Source organism: Streptomyces galbus (assembly GCF_005280195.1).
In the GTDB taxonomy this organism is placed as follows: Bacteria; Actinomycetota; Actinomycetes; order Streptomycetales; family Streptomycetaceae; genus Streptomyces; species Streptomyces galbus.
Genome location: NZ_SZPR01000015.1, coordinates 113757 through 131724 on the forward strand (window position 1 = coordinate 113757; position 17968 = coordinate 131724).

General features: G+C 73.9%; 17 protein-coding genes. 10 read left to right on the top strand and 7 right to left on the bottom strand.

Translation table 11 applies throughout. The annotated features are described in order from the left end of the window. Positions 1 to 10: 10 nt before the first annotated feature. On the bottom strand, positions 11 to 442 hold the full coding sequence (locus tag E4U92_RS18870) for an ATP-binding protein (protein ID WP_229862955.1): 432 nt from the start codon (positions 440 to 442) through the stop codon (positions 11 to 13). Between the two features lie 84 nt (positions 443 to 526). Further along, positions 527 to 925 (bottom strand): STAS domain-containing protein, encoded by a 399-nt coding sequence (locus E4U92_RS18875; protein WP_174863934.1) that lies wholly within the window; start codon positions 923 to 925, stop codon positions 527 to 529. Between the two features lie 377 nt (positions 926 to 1302). Here E4U92_RS18875 and E4U92_RS18880 point away from each other — a divergent pair, with 377 nt between their 5' ends. Together E4U92_RS18880 and E4U92_RS18885 are read left to right on the top strand one after the other, a co-directional pair. Beyond that, positions 1303 to 5292, top strand: a complete 3990-nt coding sequence (locus E4U92_RS18880) for a SpoIIE family protein phosphatase (protein WP_373311619.1) — start codon at positions 1303 to 1305, stop codon at positions 5290 to 5292. Next, entirely contained in the window at positions 5292 to 5582 is a 291-nt protein-coding gene (locus E4U92_RS18885) for an STAS domain-containing protein (RefSeq protein WP_137301610.1), read from the top strand. The genes E4U92_RS18880 and E4U92_RS18885 overlap by 1 nt, the downstream gene beginning before the upstream one ends. A 181-nt stretch (positions 5583 to 5763) precedes the next feature. Here E4U92_RS18885 and E4U92_RS18890 read toward each other — a convergent pair whose 3' ends face one another. Next, on the bottom strand, positions 5764 to 6321 hold the full coding sequence (locus E4U92_RS18890; RefSeq protein ID WP_137301611.1) for a Dps family protein: 558 nt from the start codon (positions 6319 to 6321) through the stop codon (positions 5764 to 5766). A gap of 263 nt (positions 6322 to 6584) precedes the next feature. Between E4U92_RS18890 and E4U92_RS18895 the strand changes: the two genes are divergently transcribed. After that, positions 6585 to 8246, top strand: a complete 1662-nt coding sequence (locus E4U92_RS18895) for an SDR family oxidoreductase (RefSeq protein WP_137301612.1) — start codon at positions 6585 to 6587, stop codon at positions 8244 to 8246. A gap of 39 nt (positions 8247 to 8285) precedes the next feature. Here the strand turns inward: E4U92_RS18895 and E4U92_RS18900 are convergent, their stop codons facing one another. Further along, entirely contained in the window at positions 8286 to 9206 is a 921-nt protein-coding gene (locus tag E4U92_RS18900) for an NADP-dependent oxidoreductase (protein WP_137301613.1), read from the bottom strand. A 42-nt stretch (positions 9207 to 9248) separates the two neighbouring features. Continuing rightward, on the bottom strand, positions 9249 to 9887 hold the full coding sequence (locus tag E4U92_RS18905; RefSeq protein WP_168725150.1) for an HD domain-containing protein: 639 nt from the start codon (positions 9885 to 9887) through the stop codon (positions 9249 to 9251). A gap of 267 nt (positions 9888 to 10154) precedes the next feature. Here E4U92_RS18905 and E4U92_RS18910 point away from each other — a divergent pair, with 267 nt between their 5' ends. Continuing rightward, positions 10155 to 10694 carry a hypothetical protein gene (locus E4U92_RS18910; protein WP_137301614.1) on the top strand — a complete coding sequence of 180 codons (540 nt, stop codon included), beginning with the start codon at positions 10155 to 10157 and terminating at the stop codon, positions 10692 to 10694. A gap of 71 nt (positions 10695 to 10765) precedes the next feature. On the opposite strand, the gene E4U92_RS18915 is transcribed toward E4U92_RS18910, so the two are convergent. Beyond that, positions 10766 to 11164, bottom strand: a complete 399-nt coding sequence (locus E4U92_RS18915; RefSeq protein ID WP_137301615.1) for an STAS domain-containing protein — start codon at positions 11162 to 11164, stop codon at positions 10766 to 10768. A 255-nt stretch (positions 11165 to 11419) separates the two neighbouring features. Here E4U92_RS18915 and E4U92_RS18920 point away from each other — a divergent pair, with 255 nt between their 5' ends. The 6 genes from E4U92_RS18920 (at position 11420) to E4U92_RS18945 (ending at position 16698) form a co-directional block, all read left to right on the top strand. Then, the gene (locus E4U92_RS18920; RefSeq protein ID WP_137301616.1) at positions 11420 to 11704 is read left to right on the top strand and encodes a hypothetical protein; all 285 of its coding nucleotides are present in this window, start codon (positions 11420 to 11422) and stop codon (positions 11702 to 11704) included. Positions 11705 to 11799: 95 nt separating this feature from the next. After that, positions 11800 to 12546: an SOS response-associated peptidase gene (locus E4U92_RS18925; protein ID WP_137301617.1), complete on the top strand. Its 747-nt coding sequence runs from the start codon at positions 11800 to 11802 to the stop codon at positions 12544 to 12546. A gap of 201 nt (positions 12547 to 12747) precedes the next feature. Continuing rightward, positions 12748 to 13920, top strand: a complete 1173-nt coding sequence (locus E4U92_RS18930; RefSeq protein WP_229862992.1) for a PP2C family protein-serine/threonine phosphatase — start codon at positions 12748 to 12750, stop codon at positions 13918 to 13920. Between the two features lie 41 nt (positions 13921 to 13961). Beyond that, complete coding sequence (locus tag E4U92_RS18935) at positions 13962 to 15599, top strand: sensor histidine kinase (RefSeq protein ID WP_373311609.1); 1638 nt, start codon at positions 13962 to 13964, stop codon at positions 15597 to 15599. After that, the gene (locus tag E4U92_RS18940; RefSeq protein ID WP_137301619.1) at positions 15596 to 16042 is read left to right on the top strand and encodes a response regulator; all 447 of its coding nucleotides are present in this window, start codon (positions 15596 to 15598) and stop codon (positions 16040 to 16042) included. Before E4U92_RS18935 ends, E4U92_RS18940 begins: the two co-directional genes overlap by 4 nt. 173 nt (positions 16043 to 16215) lie before the next feature. Further along, the gene (locus E4U92_RS18945) at positions 16216 to 16698 is read left to right on the top strand and encodes a MarR family winged helix-turn-helix transcriptional regulator (RefSeq protein WP_137301620.1); all 483 of its coding nucleotides are present in this window, start codon (positions 16216 to 16218) and stop codon (positions 16696 to 16698) included. 66 nt (positions 16699 to 16764) lie between these two features. Here the strand turns inward: E4U92_RS18945 and E4U92_RS18950 are convergent, their stop codons facing one another. Next, on the bottom strand, positions 16765 to 17958 hold the full coding sequence (locus tag E4U92_RS18950; RefSeq protein ID WP_137301621.1) for a PP2C family protein-serine/threonine phosphatase: 1194 nt from the start codon (positions 17956 to 17958) through the stop codon (positions 16765 to 16767). Positions 17959 to 17968: the final 10 nt, after the last annotated feature.

Genomic DNA, 17968 nt, shown 5'->3' on the forward strand with positions numbered 1-17968 from the left:
CGGGGCGCCCTCAGACGGTCCGGTTCAGCACCATCCGGGCTATGACCTGCTTGCCGTCGGCGAGGGCGACGGTCTGCACGCGCTCGCACAGCCGGGCGACCAGGTACATGCCGTGACCGCCGACGCGCCCCGCGTCGTGGGGGCGCTGCTGCGGCTCGCTGGGTGAGCTGTCGCGCACCGTCACCGTGAGCACCCCGGCGTCGGGCGTCAGCTCCAGCAGCAGACCGCCGTCGCCGGGCGCGTGCCGTACCGCGTTGGTGACCAGTTCGCTGACCACCAGCTGGGCGTCCTGGCTCGCCCGCTCCTCGGCCGGGTGGCCGACCCGCGCGAGGAGCGTGCGCACCGCCCGCCGGGCATCGCCGATCGCCACGCCCGCGCCGTCCCAGACCACGCAGTACCGGACGGCCGCCGACGTGTCGTGGTCGTTCACTGTCTGTCGCACGAGCGGGATGACGGTCGAAGGGGCCCTGAGGGTTGTACGGGAGAGTCCTGTGTTCACGCGCAGTCGCAGTTCTGTCGGTCTCGGTCACTCACGGTGGTCGTCTTCTCGGCCGTCGGGGTCGGGGCGCGCGACGGGGGGAGCGGCGACACCGTCGCCGGGGTCGGCGACCGCGAAGTGCTCCAGGGTGCCGCTGACCGTCAGCAGACGGCTCACCGGCGGCGGAAGCGGACCCAGCAGGACGAGTTCACGGCCGCTGTCCGCGTGACGGCGCCGCGCGTCGAGGAGGGCGTTGAGGAGCATGCTGTCCGCGAAGGTGATCTGGGAGAGGTCCACCGCGGTGGTCGGCAGGGCCGCCCGGTCGGCAGCGGCCCACGCCTCGACGAAGTCCTCCGTGTCGTCGTGGTCCACTTCGCCGCGCACCGTGATCACAAAGGTGTCCTCGTGGCGGGTGACGTGCACTTTCGTATCAGGGGCCGCATGCATGGAGCCATCCTCACATCCGACCGCTGCGCCGGGCCACCCCGGTCGGCGCAACGGTCCGGGCGACGCGGGCGACGGGCCTCCGACCCGCGCTTGCGGGCGTGCTGGTCGGAGGCGCGGGTACCTGATGGCCGTTCCCCCGGCAGCAGCCCGGGGGCTGTCCTATTCTGACCCCGCCCACCGAAAGAAAGGGACCGGTGACGCCTCCCGACGACGCCGCACCCGGCGCATCGCCCCGGAGCGAGGTCTTCGCCGCCGACGCCGAGGTCGGCCGCCACCTCGCCGCCGTCGACTGGGCCGCGACCCCCCTGGGTCCGCCCGAGGACTGGCCGCAGAGCCTGCGCACCGCGGTGAGCATCCTGCTGTCGTCGAAGTTCTCGATGTGGATGGCATGGGGCCCCGACCTCACCTTCTTCTGCAACGACGCCTACCGCCGCGACACCCTCGGCCAGAAGTACCCCTGGGCGCTGGGCCGCCCCGCGCGGGAGGTCTGGGCGGAGATCTGGGACGACATCGGCCCGCGCATCGACACCGTGCTCACCACGGGCAAGGCGACGTGGGACCAGGCACTGCGGCTGTTCCTGAGGCGCTCCGGCTACGCGGAGGAGACGTACCACACCTTCTCCTACAGCCCCTTGCACGACGACGCGGGCCGGGTCGTCGGCATGCTCTGCGTGGTCAGCGAGGACACCGACCGCGTCATCGGCGAGCGCCGGATGGCGACCCTGCGCGACCTGGGCTCCGACCCGAGCGTGGTGCGCACCGAACAGGAGATGCTCGACTTCGCCGGCACCCAGCTCGGCCTCAACCCCTACGACCTGCCGTTCACCCTGACGTACCTGTTCGAGGACGGCGGCGACGCCCGCCTCGCCGCCACCACCGGCGTACCGGCCGGACACCCGCTGCTCGCGCCGGCCCTCACCGCGGACCGCGACGCGCCCTGGCCGGTGACCGAGCCGGCCCGGGGCGAGTCGGTCCTGGTGCCGCTGCACGGCGCCCGGTACCCCGATCCACCGTCCGGCGCATGGGCCGAACCGCCCACGCACGCGCTCGCGGTGCCCCTGCTGCGCCAGGGCGGATCGCCGTACGGCTTCCTGGTGGCCGGACTCAACCGCTACCGCCCCCTGGACGAGGGCTACCGCACGTTCCTCGACCTGGTCGCCGGGCACGTGGCCGCCGGGATCGCCGGGGCACGCAGCTACCGGGCCCAGCAGCGCCGCGCCGAGGAACTCGCCGAGCTGGACCGCGCCAAGACCACGTTCTTCTCCAACGTCAGCCACGAGTTCCGCACCCCCCTCGCGCTCATCATGGGACCGGTGGAGGAGCTGACCGCCCGGCTCGCCCCCGCCGATCCGGAACTGTCCGAGGACCTGGACGTCGTCCACCGCAACGGACTGCGTCTCGGCAAGCTCGTCAACACGCTCCTGGACTTCTCCCGCATCGAGGCCGGCCGCATGGAGGCCCGGTACGAACCGGTCGACCTCGCCGCCGTCACCGCGGAACTCGCCAGTGTCTTCCGCTCCGCCGTCGAGCGGGCCGGGCTGCGCTTCGAGGTCGACTGCCCACCCCTGCCCGAACCGGTGTACGTCGACCGGGGGCTGTGGGAGAAGGTGGTCCTCAACCTCCTCAGCAACGCCCTGAAGTTCACCTTCGAGGGGTCCGTCGCCCTCGCCGTGCACACCGGCGAGGGCGAGGCCGTGGTGACCGTCGAGGACACCGGCATCGGCGTCTGCGCCGAGGAGATGCCCCGCCTGTTCGAGCGCTTCCACCGCATCGAGAACGCGCGGTCGCGGTCCCACGAGGGCAGCGGCATCGGCCTCGCCCTGGTGAAGGAACTCGTCACCCTGCACGGCGGCACGATCGACGCGACCTCCGTCGAGGGCGAGGGAACCCGCTTCACGATCAGGCTGCCCTTCGGCTCCGCGCACCTGCCCGCCGGCGCCGTCGTCCCCGCGACGGGCTCCGACGCGCCCTCCGGCACCGCCGACCCCTACGTACGGGAGGCCCTGCGCTGGCTGCCCGACGACGAGACGCCGGCCGGGCCGGACCCCGTCACCCTCGCCGGGGACCCGGACGTCGCCGCCCGGACGGCCTCCCCGGCCGACGCCGCGCGCGTCCTGGTCGCCGACGACAACGCCGACATGCGCGAGTACCTCACCCGGCTGCTGCGCGGCGCGGGCTACCGCGTCGACGCGGTCCGGGACGGCCGGCAGGCGCTGGAAGCCGCCCGCAGGCACGCGCCGGACCTCGTGGTCAGCGACGTGATGATGCCCGGCCTGGACGGCCTCGCCCTCGTCGGCGCGCTGCGCGCCGACCCGCGCACCGCGTCCGTACCGGCCCTGCTGCTGTCCGCGCGGGCCGGGCAGGAAGCCTCCATCGAGGGCCTGCGGGCCGGCGCCGACGACTACCTCGTCAAGCCGTTCGCCGCCGCCGAACTGCTCGCCCGGGTCCGGGCCGCCATCGAACTGGCCCGGCTGCGCGGCCACCACGCCCGCTGGCGGGCCGCCCTGATCGACTCCCTGCAGGAGGCGTTCTTCGTCTGCGACGAGGACGGCGCCGTCATCGAGATCAACCGGGCGTTCACCGACATCCTCGGCTACGGCCCCGAAGGACTGCCCTACGAGGCGGTCAAGCCGTGGTGGCCCGACGCCGAGTCCCACCCCGACGCCCACGCGAAGGCCACCGCCGCCTTCCGCCGGCTCGTCGCCGAGACGCGCGGCACCCAGACCGTGCCCGTCCGGCACCGGGACGGCCACCGGCTGTGGATCAGCGCCGCGTTCAGCCGGGTCCGCGACCCCGACACCGGCCGCACCGTCGTCGTGGGCACCTTCCGCGACGTGACGGCCGAGCACTACGCCGTCCAGCGCGACAGCGCCCTCGCCGCCCTGAGCACCCGGCTGTCCCGGGCGACCGGACTGGCCGACGCACTCGACGGCGCCCTGGACGAACTGAAGAAGCTCTGGGGGGCCCGGCGGGTCCTCGCGGCGGTCTTCGACCCCGGCGGCGACGGGGGAGCGGCCACCCTGGTCTCCACCGAGAAGTCCCTGACCTGGCAGGAGCTGGAGCCCGAGGAGCGTGCGGCGCTCACCGGCCTGCGGCAGCGCCCGCTGCTCACCCCCCTCGCCGGCAGCAGCGGCGCCGGCACCCTGCTGGAGCACCCCGACGGGCCGCTCGCCCTCTGGGTCGACCCGGGGGAGTCCCGGCCCTTCACCGGCGAGGACCAGTTGCTGCTCTCCCTGCTCGCCGGCCACCTGGCGCAGGGACTCGCCCGGGCCCAGCAGATCGACCAGCAGCGCGAGACCGCCATCGCCCTGCAGCGCGCCATCCTCGGCCCGTCCCGGCTGCCCAACGGCTTCGCCGTCGCCTACGAACCGGCCACCCCGCCCCTGGAGGTCGGCGGCGACTGGTACGACACCGTCGCGCTGCCCGACGGCCGCATCGGCATCATCGTCGGCGACTGCGTCGGCCGGGGCCTGGAAGCCGCCACCGTCATGGGGCAGTTGCGCAGCGCGTGCCGCGCGCTGCTGCTGCAGGACGCCGGCCCCGCCCAGGCCCTGCTCGCCCTCGACCGGTTCGCCGTGGGCGTGCCCGGCGCGCTGTGCACCACCGTCTTCTGCGGCGTCCTGGACGCCACGACCGGGCAACTGCGCTACTCCAGCGCCGGGCACCCGCCGGGCGTCCTCGCCGGTCCCGACGGCACCGTCACCCTCCTGGAGGACGGCCGCTCCCTGCCGCTGGCCGCCCGCCCCGGGACGCCGCGCCCCGAAGCCACCTGCACCATCCCGCCGCGCGCGACCCTGCTGCTGTACACCGACGGGCTCGTCGAACGCCGCGGCCGCCCCCTGAGCGTCGGCATCGAGCTCGCCGGCGCCGCCCTCGTACAGGCCCGGGACGTCGTGTTCGGTGACCTCGCCGCGCACGTGATGGACCGGATGGTCCCCGAGGGCGGCTACGACGACGACGTCGCCCTGCTGTTGTACCGCCACCCGGCGCCCCTGGAGGTGTCGTTCCCCGCCGAGTCGTCCCGGCTGGCGGTCGTGCGCGGAGCACTGCGCGACTGGCTCGGCCGGTGCGACCTGCCGCCCCGCACCGTGCAGAACGTCCTGGTCGCCGCCGGTGAGGCGTGTGCCAACGCCATCGAGCACGGCCACCGCGACGCCCCCGGCGCCCCCATCACCCTGCGCGCCGAGGCGTTCGCCGACACCCTGCGGCTGACCGTCTCCGACAGCGGCCGCTGGAAGACCCCCCGACCGGAGCTGAACCCCCACCGCGGACGGGGCGTGCAACTGATGCACGCCCTCATGCAGGACGTCACCATCACCCCCGGCCCCGTCGGCACCACCGTCGACATGCACACCAGGATCGTGTGATGACCACACCGCTGACACTGACACCGGGCCGGCGGCCCGACGGCACCGCGCAGCTCACCGCGGTCGGTGAGATCGACATGAGCAACGCCGGGGTGCTGGCCGACTCCCTGCGGGGCACGCCCGGCCGGGTCGTCCTCGACCTCACCCGGGTGGAATACCTCGACAGCGCGGCCCTCAACGTGCTGTTCGAGCACGCCGACCGCCTGGAGATCCTCGCCGGCGCCCTGCTCGCGCCCGTGCTGGCCGTCTCCGGCATCGCCGACCTCGCCACGGTGCACACGCCCACGTGACACCCGGACGTACGCCCGGAGCGACGCGGCGGCCGCGCACATGCCGCGGCGCCGGTCCCGGGGTCCGTGACCGGCGCCGCGTTCGGCTCGGGCCGACGCTCGGCCCTGGTGCTCAGCCCCTGTCCCGGGGCCTCGCGCTCTTCGTGTTCCTCGTGTTCGTCGTGTTCCTTGTTCCGCGTGCTCAGCCCTTGGCGGCCTGGGCGGCGCCCGCCTCCGTGGTCTCCCGGGCGGTCGTCAGGCTGCCGCCGGCGTTCTCCAGGTGGGCACGGACGAACCACTGGAACTGCTCCAGGTCCCGGAGCTGCTCGATGAGGAGGTCCTCCGTCGCCGGGTCGATCTCGCCCACGGTCTTGACGGCGGTGCGCAGGTCCTCGAGCAGGCCCGTGTACACCACGTCCAGCGCGCCGAGGTGCGCGATCGCGTCCTCACGGCCGATGGAGTAGTCGTCCCAGGTGCGCTCCTTGACCAGCGAGCCCGGCGTGCCCTGGGCGACCCCGCCGAGGGCCGCGATGCGCTCGGCCACGTCGTCGGCCATGTCCCGCACCCGGTCCACCTGCGGGTCGATCATCTGGTGCACGGCGATGAAGTGCGGGCCGACGACGTTCCAGTGGATGTGCTTCAGCGTCAGGTGCAGGTCGTTCAGGGCGTGCAGCCGCAGGCGGAGGACGTCGATGAGCCGGCCCGCCGCCTCGCGCTCGATGCCCGGGACGGTGTACTTGGGGGTGAAGTCCTTCGCCATGTCAGCAACTCCTTGGTCTGGGGGGTTGATAGCCCTACGTGTGACCGGCCTGCGCGATCACATGCCTGTGACCTCAGGCTCAGTCGTTTCCGGTACCGGCGCGAGCGGGCCCGGTCGCACGGTGCGCCGATGTCCTCCGAACGGCCCACCGCCGGGTCGCATCCGTACGGGGACGCCGCAGGGTAGAGACCGCAGACGGAGCCCGGCGAAGCGCACGGGACACCACCGGCGGACGACGCGACGGAACAGGTGACGACAGAGCCATGAACGACGAACCGACGCACACGACCGGCCGGCCGGGCGGCGGCACGGACCGCTCTCCTTCCCTCACCTGCCTGGTCACCGGCGCCACCGGGTACATCGGCGGCCGACTGGTCCCCGAGCTGCTGGACGCCGGCCACCGGGTGCGCTGCCTCGCCCGCACCCCGCACAAGCTGCGCGACCAGCCCTGGGCCGACCGGGTGGAGATCGTCCAGGGCGACGTCACCGACGCCGGCTCGGTCGCCCGGGCGATGGCCGGGGTGGACGTGGCGTACTACCTGGTGCACGCGCTGGGCACCGGCCGCTCCTTCGAGGAGACCGACCGCACCGCGGCCCGGATCTTCGGGGAACGGGCCAGGGCGGCCGACGTGGGCCGGATCGTCTACCTCGGCGGACTGACACCCGAGGGGGTGCCGGAGAGGGAGCTGTCGCCGCACCTGCGCTCCCGCGCCGAGGTCGGCCGCGTCCTGCTCGACTCGGGCGTGCCCACCGCCGTCCTGCGGGCCGCCGTCATCATCGGCTCGGGCTCCGCCAGCTTCGAGATGCTGCGCTACCTCACCGAACGCCTGCCGGTGATGGTCACCCCCCGGTGGGTGCACACCCTGATCCAGCCCATCGCCGTCCGCGACGTCCTGCGCATCCTCGTCGGCTGCGCGACCCTGCCGGCGGACGTGAACCGCACCTTCGACATCGGCGGACCCGAGGTGCTGACGTACCTGGAGATGATGCAGCGCCACGCCGCCGTCGCCGGCCTCCCGCGCCGGCTCATCGTGCCGGTACCGGTGCTGACACCGGGCCTGTCGAGCCACTGGGTGGGCATCGTGACCCCGGTGCCCGCCTCGATCGCCCGCCCGCTGACCGAGTCGCTGCGCCATGAGGTCGTGTGCCGGGAGCACGACATCGAGCGGTACGTGCCCAGCCCGCCCGGGCACCCCCTGCCCTTCGACCGCGCGGTGGCGCTGGCGCTGCAGCGGGTGCGCGACGCGCAGGTCACCACCCGCTGGTCCTCCGCCTCCGTGCCCGGCGCGCCCAGCGACCCCCTGCCCACCGACCCGGACTGGGCGGGCGGCAGCCTGTACACCGACGTGCGCGAGCGGGAGACCGACGCGGCGCCGGAGGCACTGTGGCAGGTCATCGAGGGCATCGGCGGCGAGAACGGCTGGTACTCCTTCCCGCTGGCGTGGGCGGTGCGGGGCTGGCTGGACCGCCTGGTCGGCGGGGTGGGCCTGCGCCGCGGGCGCCGCGACGCACGGCGGCTGCGCGTCGGTGACTCGCTGGACTTCTGGCGGGTGGAGGAGATCGAACGCGGACGCCTGCTGCGCCTGCGCGCCGAGATGCGCCTGCCCGGGCTCGCCTGGCTGGAGATGCGGGTCGAGACGCCGGGGGAGGGCACGGCGGGGAGCGCACCGGTGCTCTACCGGCAGCGGGCGGTGTTCCATCCGCGCGGCCTGCTGGGTCACCTGTACTGGTGGAGCGTCTCGCCGTTCCACGCGGTCGTCTTCGGCGGCATGGCCCGCAACATCGTCCGCGCCGCGGACCGGGCGCCGGACAACTCCCCGGCCCGCCCCGGTGGGGGCGACCCGGCCGACCGGGCGGTGCCCGCCCTGGGCGGGGCACCGGAGCACCGCCCTTCCGGTGGCGGCCGCCGCCCGGAGGACGGCTGACCCCCGCCGCCCGGCCGTACCGCGTCCGGCGGTGTCCGCTCAGTCCTGCGCGACGCGGATGATCGTCCGGCCGGGGACGCGCCGCTCCGGGGTGAACGCGGCGGCGGCCTCGGCCAGCGGCCGCACCGCGCCGACCCGCACCTCCAGGCGCCCGTCGCGGACCTGCCGCACCAGCTCCGCGAGGCGGGTGCGGTCGGGCTCGACGACGAAGAAGACCGCCCGCCCGTCGCTCGGCCGTACGGGCGGCGGCTCGGCGATCGTGACCAGCGTGCCGCCCGGACGCACCAGCGCCGCCGACTGCCGCAGCACCTCCCCGCCGATCACGTCGAACACCACGTCCGCCTGACCCGCGGCGTCCAGCGGGTCGGACCCGAGGTCGAGGAAGGCGTGCGCGCCGAGGGCGAGGACGGTGTCCCGGTCGGCGGCCCGGCCGGTGCCGACGACCCGGGCGCCCGCCGCGCGCGCGAGCTGCACCGCGATCGAGCCGACCGCCCCGGCGGCCCCGTGGACCAGCACCGTCCGGCCGGCGGTGAGGCCGCCGTGGTCGAAGAGCCCCTGCCAGGCGGTGAGCCCGGAGACCGGCAGCGCCGCCGCGATGGCGTGGTCGACGTCCGCGGGCAGCGGCGCGAGGTTGCGGGCCTCGACGGCGACGTACTCGGCCAGCGTGCCGTCGCGGGCCCAGTCGGTCAGCCCGAAGACCCGCTGGCCCACGGTCAGGCCGGTGGTGCCGTAGCCGAGCTCCGCCACGACGCCCGAGACCTCGTGCCCGGGCACGCTCGGGGTGCGGTCGCGGCCCGCGCGGTCCGTCCAGGTCGCCGGCCAGGCCAGCTCGCCCCGGGTGAACCCGGCGGCGTGGACCCGTACGACGACGTCGTTCTCGGCGGCATGGGGGTGCGGCAGGTCCGTCAGGGCCAGCCCGTCGGTGCCCGCGTCACGGTCCGAGACGGTGAGGGCTCGCATGGTGGTGTCCTTTCTCTCCTCGGTCGTTCCCGGTGCGTCCGCTCAGCTCGGCCAGGGCGCCCCCGTGACGCGCTCGACCATGCTGGTGCGGTGGAACCCGGGCACGAAGTGCTCCAGCACGTCCGCGTTCACGGTGCCGTAGGTGGTGTCCGGGCGGTCCTTGAGCCCCTCCACGAAAGCCTGGAGGAACTCCTTCTTGAACTCCCCGCGCGGATGGGCGGCGACGATCTCCTCCACCTGGCCCCCGTCCAGCCGGTCCAGGTTCCAGCCGATCGCGTCGGTCAGGACGCCGTAGGCGGTGGCCGCGATCTCCGGGCCCATCCGCCCGGGCAGCCCCGGCGTGGTGTGCACGGCGATCGCGGTCCACACGACGTCGGCGGCGCTCGCGGGGAAGCCCCGCTCGAGCAGGAACGCGCGGGCGTGGTCGGCGCCGTCCAACTCGAAGCGCTGCTCCGTCGCCGAGAACGGCGTCAGCAGACCCGCGTCGTGGAACAGCGCGGCGAGGTAGAGCAGCTCCGGGTCGGGTGTGAGGCCCAGGTCGCGCGCGTGCAGCGAGCCGAAGAGGAAGACACGCCGGGAGTGGTGGAACAGCAGGGGAGGGATCGTCCGCCCGAGGAACGAGGTGGCCTCCGCCACGGCTGCGGTCTCGGGGATCTCCACCCCCGCGATGAGGTCGGTCATGGTGCCCGCGCTTTCCGGTGGGGTGCGGGGGCGAGCGGGACGGCCCGCGCGCCCGCACTGTTCGTGCCTGTCGTGTGCTTCTGCCTTCCACGGTGCCGACTCCCGTCCCGCGGCGCCGCCTCGGTCCGGCCACGACCCACTCGGATGCGGACACGTCCGTGGCCCGGAGACCGCCAAGAGGACGGTTCCCCTCCGGTGCACCCTGCGGGGTTGCGGGGTAACCGGTAGCGACAGCGATCAGCCGTCGAAGGGAAGGAGACACGTGCCGTGGACGTCTTGAAGCGCCGGCTCGAACGCAGCCTGGCCGCGCAGTCGGTCCTCGCGTTCGTGCTGGCGTTGGGCATCACCGCACTGTTCCGCCGGGACGACCACCCGGTCGTGTGGGTGGTCCACGCGGCCTTCTACACCGCCGTCGCGGTCGGAGCCGCGACCTGGCAGCGCCGGCGCGCCGCCCGGTCCGTGGGCACCGACTCCGGCGGGCTCGCCGACCTCGCCATCAGGATCCAGCGCCGTGACGTGCCCGAGGACCCGCGGGAGCGGGCGATGATGCGCCGACTGGTCGCCGACTCCCTGCGGAAGATCGAGCGGGGACGCCGCTGGCTGCCGTACTACCTGGGGCTGCTCGGACTGCTCGCGGCCGGGATGTTCGTCCTGGGCGCCGTGCGCGGCTCCTGGGTGTTCCCGGCGGTCTTCGCGGCCGGTGTCGCGGCGTTCGCCTGTTCGGTCCTCTGGATGCGCCGGCGCTCCCTGGAACGCCTGCGGTTCATGCGGGACGCGCTGCAGCGGGACGGCGAACGGGTGTCCTGAGGCTCCCCGGCCCGCGGTCGTTCCGGTGCGTCCGGCGCGGCGGCGGGCCGGCAGTCCGGCCGGAGGACCCGTCAGACCTCGGAGGTGTTCTCCGCGGTGTCGACGTCCGCGGGCGCCGACCGCTGCTGCAGGCCGCGGGCCACCCGGGCCTGGGCCTCCAGGACCGTGGCGTAGGCCGGCAGGATCTCCTCCAGGCCCAGGATCCACATCATCCGGCGCAGGTGCTCGCTCAGCCCGGCCAGGACCAGCGTGCCCTGCCGTTCCTCCAGGCGACGCCGCCAGGACAGCATCAGGGAGACGCCCGTGGAGTCGAGGTAGGCGGTGCGCGAGGCGTCCAGCACCAGCCGGCGGCAGCCCTGTCCGAGCAGCCGTTCGATCTCCGCGCGCATGGACTCGGCGGCGAACAGGTCCACGTCCTCGGGAAGGGCCGCCACCACCAGGTCGTCGTCACGGTGCATGACTTCCAGCACTGTTTCCCCCCTCCTCGAGGTCGCCCGGGCCTTGTACACGAGTGTCCTGCCCGCAGGACCTGTACCCCGTCATCGGCTCGGCACGGGCGCCGTACCACTGGTGTGCCCACGACCACACTAACGGGGGTCCGGTCGCGGCCGGGCGGAGTGCCGGTCCAGCTCACCCGGTCCGGTGGTCCCTCGGCCGCCCGGGTCACGGTTGGCCGGGCGGCCCCTGGTTACTCCGGGACGTGAGCGACGGCAGGGGAGAAGACGATGACCGAGCACGAGGCGCGACGTCCCGCTCCGGCGAGCGGCATGCGCGCGGAGCACGACGACCGCACCACCGCCGAGGACGCCGGCTGGCCGCGGCACACCGAGGCCGAGGAGCCCGAGGAGCCCGAGGCGACCGAGGAGCCGGGGAGCGCCCTGGAGGAGCGGGCCGACGTGCGCCGCGCCATCGACGACGACACGAGTGTCGCCGAGCTGACCGGGTACGAGCCGCAGGACGAGGATCCGCTCGACCCGGAGTTCCGGGCCCCGACGGACGACGGAGCGTGAGCCGTACGGCGTGAGGCCGTACGGCTCGCCGTGTCGCCGGGCCCTGGGGTTCCGGCGACCGCGGGCGTGGCCGACGACGAGGGGAGACTGGCTGCATGTGCGGCCGTTACGCATCCACCCGCAGTCCGCAGGACCTGGTGCAGCTCTTCGGGGTCACCGAGTGGCACCCCGACGAGAGGCTGGAGCCGAGCTGGAACGTCGCGCCCACGGACGACGTGTGGGCGGTCCTCGAACGTGCCCCGCGCGGCGCGCAGGACGACACCGCGGCGGTGGAGCGGCAACTGCGCCCGCTGCGCTGGGGCCTGGTGCCGTCGTGGGCCAAGGACGTCAAGGTCGGCGCACGCATGATCAACGCGCGTGTGGAGACCGTGCACGAGAAGCCCGCGTTCCGCCGTGCCTTCGTCAAGCGCCGCTGCCTGCTGCCCGCCGACGGCTTCTACGAGTGGGAGCAGGTGACGGACCCGGCCACCGGCAAGGCCCGCAAGCAGCCCTACTTCATCCATCCCGAGGACGACCAGGTGATGGCCCTCGCCGGGCTGTACGAGTACTGGCGCGACCCCGGGGTGAAGGACGACGACGACCCCGGGGCCTGGCTGCTGACCTGCACCGTCATCACCACCGAGGCCACCGACGCCGCCGGGCGCGTGCACCCCCGGATGCCCCTGGCCCTCACCCCGGACCACTACGACGCCTGGCTCGACCCCCGCCACCAGGACCCCGGCCACCTGCGCGCCCTGCTGGGGCAGCCCGCGGACGGCCACCTCGACGCCCGGCCCGTCTCCACGGCCGTGAACAACGTCCGCAACGACGGCCCGCACCTCCTCGACCCGGTGACCCCGTAGGAGCGCTCCCACGCCCCGCCTGCGGAGGCGTTCGCTGCCGTGCCCGGTGAGGGGGAGGAGGCGAGTGGCCTATGCAGGGCGGGTATGCTCACAACCGTTGTCCAGCGACAACAGTAGGGTGCCAAAAGGGCCGGTGAGGAGGGCGGGAGCAGGGTGATGCCACAGACGCGAACCGACGGCCTGCCCAGGAACGACGACGGGATGGGACAGCCGTCCTGGGTGTCCGGCGAACCGTCGGTCCTGCTGGTCGAGGACGACGCCGGGGACGCCTTACTGGTCGAGGAACTGGTCGCCGACAGCGCGCTCAAGGTGCGCCTGACGTGGGTCCGCTCCATGGCCGAGGCCGTCGAGGCGCTCGCCACCGAGGTGCCCGACTGCATCCTGCTCGACCTGCACCTGCCCGACGCCCAAGGACTCGAGGCGGTCTCCCGGGTCCGTGCGAGCGCCGACCAGGCGGCCGTGGTCGTCCTGACCGGCCTCGCCGAGGAGGAGACCGGCCTGGCCGCCGTGGCCGCCGGAGCCCAGGACTACCTGGTCAAGGGACGCGTCGAGCCCGAGTTGTTCGTGCGGGCGATGCGCTACGCGATCCAGCGCAAGCAGTCCGAGCGGGCGGCCGTGGCGCTCCAGGCCAGCCGGCTCCAGGCCCAGGAGAACGCCCGCCTGGAACGGGGTCTGCTGCCCCGCCCGCTGCTGCGCGGCGAGGGGGTCGAAGTGGTCACCCGGTACCGCCCGGGCCGGGCGCACGCCCTGCTCGGCGGTGACTTCTACGACATCGTGCAGGGCGCCGACGGCACGGTCCACGCGCTGATCGGCGACGTCTCCGGGCACGGCCCCGACGAGGCCGCCCTCGGCGTGGCCCTGCGCATCGCCTGGCGCACCCTGGTGCTCACCGGCGTCACGGGTCCCGACCAGGTGGCGCGCCTGGAGGAGATCCTGGTGGCCGAGCGCACCCGCAGCGAGGTCTTCGCCACGCTCGTCACGCTCAGCGCCGTACCCGGGCAGCGCACGGTCCGCCTGGTGCGGGCCGGGCACCACGGGCTGCTGCGGCGGACCGGCGGCGGCGTGGAGTGGCTCGAACCCCCGGGCGGCCCCGCGCTGGGCGTGGTCCCGGGCCTCGCGCGCTGGCCCGTGGCCGAGATGACCGTGGAGGAGGGCGCCGCGGTCGTGCTGTTCACCGACGGCCTGTTCGAAGGGCACGTGGGGCGCGGACAGGAGCGGCTGGGCGAGGACGGCCTGCTGGCGCTGGCCCGTGAGTGCACGGCGCTGCCGGCCGAGGAGTTCGTCGACGCGCTGATCGTGCGCGCCGAGGGCCTCGCCGAGGAGCAGGGCGGCCTGGCGGACGACGTGGCCGTGATGCATCTGAGTTGGGACTGACGGAAGTTGACCGAGAAGTGTCGAGGCGAACGGTGAGGGACGTGACGGGCGGAACGGGTGCCGGGCGACGGCTGACGGTACAGGGCTGGTTCTTCCTGGCGCTGTCGCTGATGGTGCTGCTCGTGGTCGTCGGCTCGGTCATCGGCGGCACCCTGCTGGCGCAGACCGCGCGGGTGACCGACGAGCTGACCATGGACATCCAGCCGGCCCGGACCGAGGCGTACCGGCTGCAGGCCGCGCAGGTCAACCAGGAGACCGGTATCCGGGGCTACGCCATCGCCGCCGACCGGCAGTTCCTCGCCCCCTACACCCAGGGCAAGCAGGACGAGGCCCGCTCCGTACGGCGGCTGCGCGAGCTGCTCGAGGGCCGGCCCGAGCTGCTCGCGGACCTCGACGCGGTCGAGCGCGAGGCGGACCAGTGGCGCGAGAAGTTCGCCGAGCCGCTGGCCGCGTCCGTGACACCGGGACAGCCGCGCACCCTGGACCAGCGGTCCGCCGAGCGGGGCAAGGCCGAGTTCGACCAGGTCCGTGCCCTGTGGACGAAGCAGAACGACGACCTGACCCGCGCCGTCCAGGACGGGCGCGCGCGCATCACCCACGAGCGCCTGGTGCGCAACTCCGTCCTGGCCGGCATGGTGGCCGTCTTCCTGCTGACCGGCATCGCCCTGTCCGTCCTGGTGCGCATGCTGGTGGCCCGTCCCCTGGAATCCCTGCGTGCGGCGTCGCGACGCGTCGCGGGCGGTGACTTCGCGTACGAGATCCCCGGTGACGGCCCCGCCGACCTGACCGCGGTGGCCGGCGACGTCGAGGACATGCGCAAGCGGATCGTCGCCGAGCTGCACGCCTCCCGCGACATCCAGGACGAGCTGACCCGGCAGGCCGCCGAACTGGACGCGCAGACGGTGGAGCTGCGCCGCTCCAACGCCGAGCTGGAGCAGTTCGCCTACGTCGCCTCGCACGACCTCCAGGAGCCGCTGCGCAAGGTCGCCTCGTTCTGCCAGCTCCTGGAGAAACGCTACGGCGACCAGCTCGACGACCGGGGCCGGCAGTACATCGACTTCGCCGTGGACGGCGCCAAGCGCATGCAGGTCCTCATCAACGACCTGCTGACCTTCTCCCGGGTGGGCCGGCTCAACGACGCCCGCGAGCCCGTCGACCTCGACCAGGCCCTCGACAAGGCGCTGCGCAACCTCACCGCGTCCGTCGAGGAGTCCGGGGCGGTCGTCGACCGGCCGGAGGACCTGCCCGAGATCACTGGCGACCCGACCCTGCTGACCATGCTCTGGCAGAACCTCGTGGGCAACGCGCTGAAGTTCCGCCACGCCGACCGCACCCCGCACGTCCGCGTCACCTGCGAAGCCGACCCGGAGGCGCCCGGCATGTGGCGCCTGAGCGTCACGGACAACGGCATCGGCATCCCCGAGCAGTTCGCGGAGAAGGTGTTCGTGATCTTCCAGCGGCTGCACGGCCGCGACGCCTACGGGGGCACCGGCATCGGCCTGGCCCTGTGCAAGAAGATCGTCGAGCACCACGGCGGCCGGATCTGGATCGACACCGGCCACACGGACGGCACCCGCTTCTGCTTCACTCTTCCCACGGCCGCCGATGCCACCGACGCCGATGCCGAAAGCCCCTCGACCGACGCCACCGACGCCACCGAAGAGAAGGCCCTGACATGACCACCCCTGACGCCACCCCCGTCGACGTGCTCCTCGTCGAGGACGACCCCGGCGACGAACTGATGACGCGCGAGGCGTTCGAGGACAACAAGATCGGCAACACGCTGCACGTCGTCCGGGACGGCGAGGAGGCCCTGGACTTCCTCTACCGGCGCGGCCAGCACACCGACGCCCCGCGGCCCGACCTGATCCTGCTCGACCTGAACCTGCCGAAGTACGACGGCCGCCAGGTGCTGGAGAAGATCAAGTCGGACCCGGACCTGTCGCTCATCCCGGTCGTCGTGCTGACCACCTCGGCGGCCGAGGAAGACATCCTGCGCAGCTACAAGCTGCACGCCAACGCCTACGTCACCAAGCCGGTCGACCTGGACCAGTTCATCGCCGCGGTCCGCCAGATCGACGACTTCTTCGTCCAGGTGGTCCGCCTCCCCAAGAACCGCTGAGCCCCGCCGGCGGTCCGCGCGGCACCCGCTGTACGGGCCGCCACCGGGGCCGCCGGGACGAATGACCGGGGGGCCGCGCGGGTAGACGCCTGCTTGGCCTCCGCATTCGCGGGTACAGCGACCACATGACCGGAGGATCACCACACTGCCGGCTCCCCTGAGAGCCTCGGTCCATGGCGGAATACGGGGACGCTGATCGAGAACCGGCGCGGGCCGACGGGCCGGACGTCGTCGCTGGCCGGATCGCGGACGCGGTGGACAGCCTGACCGGGCTGTGGGCCGCGGCGGCGAGCCGGGCCTCGGTGCGGCTGTCGCCGCACCAGTTGCGGGCCATGCGAATCCTGGAGGACCTGCCGGGCGCCAATCTGACGGCCTTGGCGGAGCGCCTCGACGCCGGCCTGCCCTCGGTCAGCAGACTCTGCGACCGGCTGGAGGCGGCCGGCCTGGTCGTCCGGGACGCCGCGCCCCACAACCGCCGTGAGGTGGAGCTGCGCCTGACGACCCACGGGCGGCACGTCCTGGCCGAGGTGGCGCGGCTGAGGAACCGTGCCCTGGCCGAGGTGCTGCACGCCATGGACCCGGACGTCCTGGACGCCCTGGACCGGAGCCTGCGGGCGTTCGCCGAGGTGCAGAAGAACCTCCCACCGCCGGAGTGACACCGGCACGCCACCGGTACGACGGCCGTGGCGGACCGCGCCGGACCGGTACGGGCGCCGGACCGCTCAGTTCTCGGCGGGCGGCCGGCCGTGCCAGTCGAGGCAGACCACCGCGGCGTCGGCGGTGAGGTCCGAGCTGCCGGAGTGCTCCACCAGGCCCGCCACGACGGCCCGCGCCGCCTCGTTCGTGTCCTGCGACCGGGCCGCGCCGAGGGTCTGGCGCAGGGCCTGCTCGCCGAACACGCCGCCCTCCGGGGACCGCGCCCCGTGGACTCCGGAGCTCACCACGACGAGCCGGTCGCCGGGCCGCACGGTGAAGACCTGCTCCTCGTAGGCGGTCTCCTCGAACATGCCGAGGGGAAGCTGGGCGTCCAGCTCGACCCGCTCGACCGACTCGTCGCGCAGGCGGAACAGGTGCGGCGAGCCCGCGTCCACGGCCTGCACGCTGCCGGTCGCCAGGTCGAAGCGGAGCAGCAGGGTCGAGGCGTACACCTTGCCGCCGTACTGGGCGTACACCGCCTGGTCGGCCAGGCGGGCCTGGTCGGCGAGGCCGAGGCCCGCCCGGCGGGCGTTGCGCAGGGCGCTCACCGTGAGGTTGGTCAGCAAGGAGGCGTCGATGCCCCGGCCCATGCCGTCGGTCACGGTGAGGATCAGGTGGTCGCCGTCGGTCGACCAGTCGAAATTGTCGCCGCCGACGGCGTACGCGGGCTCCAGGTGGGCGCCGATGACGAACTCCGGGCGGGCGCAGCCGCGGCCCGGCAGCAGCTGCCACTGCATCTCGGCCGCCAGCGTCAGCCGGCGGCTGCGCCGGGCCAGCAGGTACAGGTCGGTGTCGCGCTCCGCCGTGACGACCTCGTGCCCGAGCGCGGTCGCGAAGTCGGAGAGCCGCAGCACCCCGGCCGGGACCGCCTCGTCGGCGGACACGCGCACCGAGAGCACCCCGAGCCGGTCCCCGCGCACGGTGACGGGCAGGTGCACCGTGGCCGTTCCGTCCTCGGCGGGCTGCACGACGGGCGTCTGGGTGGAGAAGGCCTGCCCGGCGGGACCGTCGTGGGCCGACAGGGGCTCCCCGGTGTACGGCAGCCGGGTGACCGGTTGCAGCACGCGCATCGCGTAGTCGGCGAGCCACAGGGTGACCTCCCGGGCCCCGGCGCGCTCGGCGAGCAGGTTCCGGGCCGTGTCGACCACGGCGTGCGGCGGGGCCGCGCGCAGCGCGCTCTCCGCGGTCCGGACCGGTTCAGACGCGCTCACGGCATTCACCCTTTCGGCA

Coding starts and splice junctions, on each gene's coding strand:
- E4U92_RS18875 (WP_174863934.1), bottom strand. CDS start 925: ATGCATGCGGCCCCTGATACGAAAGTGCACGTCACCCGCCACGAGGAC.
- E4U92_RS18880 (WP_373311619.1), top strand. CDS start 1,303: ATGTGGATGGCATGGGGCCCCGACCTCACCTTCTTCTGCAACGACGCC.
- E4U92_RS18885 (WP_137301610.1), top strand. CDS start 5,292: ATGACCACACCGCTGACACTGACACCGGGCCGGCGGCCCGACGGCACC.
- E4U92_RS18890 (WP_137301611.1), bottom strand. CDS start 6,321: ATGGCGAAGGACTTCACCCCCAAGTACACCGTCCCGGGCATCGAGCGC.
- E4U92_RS18895 (WP_137301612.1), top strand. CDS start 6,585: ATGAACGACGAACCGACGCACACGACCGGCCGGCCGGGCGGCGGCACG.
- E4U92_RS18900 (WP_137301613.1), bottom strand. CDS start 9,206: ATGCGAGCCCTCACCGTCTCGGACCGTGACGCGGGCACCGACGGGCTG.
- E4U92_RS18905 (WP_168725150.1), bottom strand. CDS start 9,887: ATGACCGACCTCATCGCGGGGGTGGAGATCCCCGAGACCGCAGCCGTG.
- E4U92_RS18920 (WP_137301616.1), top strand. CDS start 11,420: ATGACCGAGCACGAGGCGCGACGTCCCGCTCCGGCGAGCGGCATGCGC.
- E4U92_RS18925 (WP_137301617.1), top strand. CDS start 11,800: ATGTGCGGCCGTTACGCATCCACCCGCAGTCCGCAGGACCTGGTGCAG.
- E4U92_RS18930 (WP_229862992.1), top strand. CDS start 12,748: ATGGGACAGCCGTCCTGGGTGTCCGGCGAACCGTCGGTCCTGCTGGTC.
- E4U92_RS18940 (WP_137301619.1), top strand. CDS start 15,596: ATGACCACCCCTGACGCCACCCCCGTCGACGTGCTCCTCGTCGAGGAC.
- E4U92_RS18945 (WP_137301620.1), top strand. CDS start 16,216: ATGGCGGAATACGGGGACGCTGATCGAGAACCGGCGCGGGCCGACGGG.